This window comes from Thermoanaerobacter sp. A7A (assembly GCF_000445185.1).
Taxonomy (GTDB): domain Bacteria; phylum Bacillota; class Thermoanaerobacteria; order Thermoanaerobacterales; family Thermoanaerobacteraceae; genus Thermoanaerobacter.
The window spans coordinates 1-1824 of record NZ_AVAF01000064.1; the positions used below are offsets into that span (position 1 = coordinate 1).

The following is a 1824-nucleotide window of genomic DNA, read 5'->3' on the forward strand; positions in this document are numbered from 1 at the left end:
TTAATTTAATAAAGAAGGAGGAGTATCAAAAATGCTTGAAATTATTGAGATGACTAAAAGTTTTAAAGAACGAAAAGTGCTAAAAGATGTGACATTCAAAATATCTTCTGAAATTAAAGTAATAATAGGATTGAATGGAAGTGGTAAATCTACATTGCTTAGAATCATAGCTGGAATAATAAAACCTGATAAAGGGCGAATAATTATTAACGGCTAAGATGTAACCATGCTGCCGCCCGAACACAGAAAGGTAGGATATGTGCCGCAGCGCACAGCCCTTTTTTTGGTCATCTGACAGTAAAAGATAATATCATATATCCATTGAAAAATGGACGAGGATCTAAGGAAACAGCAGAAAGAATGATTGAGATATTGGGGCTAAAAGACTATTTGTATTATAAGCCACGACAACTTAGTGGAGGGTATAAAATGCGAGTTTCGTTAGCTCGAGCTTTAGTATATGAGCCGCAAATTATGCTTCTGGACGAACCTTTTAGTGAAATTGATGCTGTGCAGCTAAAGAAAAGCTTTTACCTGAGTTTTATAGACTGCTGAAAAGCAGAAATATACCGTTACACATGATATCCATGAGGCAGGGTTAATAGGAGACAGCTTTGCAGTTGTGAATGATGGAGAGCTTATTCATATTGATTCAGCATCTAAAGCCTTTGAGCTTATAGAAGATAAGGTTTTTCAAAAATCATATTTTTCAGGACACGGCAAAAAATGATCTATATGAACATGAGAGAGGAGGCAGAAATATGGAAGGAATAGTTTTGTCGATAAATATAAGTGAAAAAAAGGGTGAGCCTAAAACACCTATATCAGAAGGTTTTTTTAGGAAGGATTTTGGGCTTGAAGGTGATGGACACGCAGGTGTAGATATATACCGGCAAGTAACATTTTTGGATATAGAGACTATTGAGGAAATGAAAGTTTTAGGAATAGAAGGTTTAAAACCTGGTATGATTGCCGAAAATATTACAACTAAAAACATAAAACTTTACCGATTTCCTATTGGTACAAAAATAAAAGTTGGAGAAGTGTTTTTGGAGATTACAATGATAGGGAAGAAATGCGAAAAGCCAGAAAATTGTTCATTGAAAATAGAAGTAGATAAATGTTTAGCAAAATCGCGTATAGTTTTTGCAAAAGTTATAGAAAGTGGAAAAATAAAAGTGGGCGATATAATTAAAGTGCTAGACTATAAAGATGAGTAGAATGGAAGATACTCAGATTAATGTAAAAAGTATACATTTCTCTAAGACTTTTAATTTTTAATATAGTTAAAAAAGGGTTCTTTGTCAAGAGTTGGGGCAGATATTTGTCCGTGTCAAGATTTTGTAGGTAAAAATTTTTTTAATTATAAATTGCAATATAGAGAATTGCAGAATGCCATTGACAGAGCCTATTACCTGGCAGAAGGCGAAATAATCACTGAAGATTATTTTCCCGAGAATATAGAGAGAAAAAATTGTGAGGAAGACATAAATGTGACTGCAGTACTTCCTTTTGATGTTATTGAGGAGAAGAATATAAAAGAAGCATTAAGGCTTGCAAAGGGCGACGTTGTCAAAGCGGCTAAGATGCTAAATTTAAGCAGAGCGACTATTTACAGAAAAATAAAGAAATACAAAGTAAATTTGAAAGAACTTTCATCTCTAGTTGAGACAAAATAGTTTAAGTCTCAAAATGAGACGCAATATATGTCTCATTTTGAGACTGTTACTTTTATGTCCCCTAGGATTATGGGGGTTTTTATTTTGGCATAAAACTTGCATAAATACTGAGTATGAGGCAAAAACTACTTAAGTAAAAATGGAG

General features: G+C 33.4%; 4 protein-coding genes. All 4 read left to right on the forward strand.

What is annotated here, in order from left to right; genetic code table 11:
- Positions 1-31: 31 nt before the first annotated feature.
- The 4 genes from M663_RS15185 (at position 32) to M663_RS0104135 (ending at position 1679) form a co-directional block, all read left to right on the forward strand.
- The gene (locus M663_RS15185; RefSeq protein ID WP_003868654.1) at positions 32-217 is read left to right on the forward strand and encodes an ATP-binding cassette domain-containing protein; all 186 of its coding nucleotides are present in this window, start codon (positions 32-34) and stop codon (positions 215-217) included.
- A 38-nt stretch (positions 218-255) separates the two neighbouring features.
- Complete coding sequence (locus tag M663_RS15190; protein ID WP_081448163.1) at positions 256-555, forward strand: ATP-binding cassette domain-containing protein; 300 nt, start codon at positions 256-258, stop codon at positions 553-555.
- Positions 556-761: 206 nt separating this feature from the next.
- Complete coding sequence (locus tag M663_RS0104130) at positions 762-1220, forward strand: hypothetical protein (RefSeq protein ID WP_003868655.1); 459 nt, start codon at positions 762-764, stop codon at positions 1218-1220.
- 81 nt (positions 1221-1301) lie between these two features.
- The gene (locus M663_RS0104135; RefSeq protein ID WP_012268702.1) at positions 1302-1679 is read left to right on the forward strand and encodes a helix-turn-helix domain-containing protein; all 378 of its coding nucleotides are present in this window, start codon (positions 1302-1304) and stop codon (positions 1677-1679) included.
- Positions 1680-1824: the final 145 nt, after the last annotated feature.

What these genes read in the sequence shown, in the direction of transcription:
- M663_RS15185 (WP_003868654.1), top strand. Translation starts at nt 32, where the DNA reads ATGCTTGAAATTATTGAGATGACTAAAAGTTTTAAAGAACGAAAAGTG.
- M663_RS0104130 (WP_003868655.1), top strand. Translation starts at nt 762, where the DNA reads ATGGAAGGAATAGTTTTGTCGATAAATATAAGTGAAAAAAAGGGTGAG.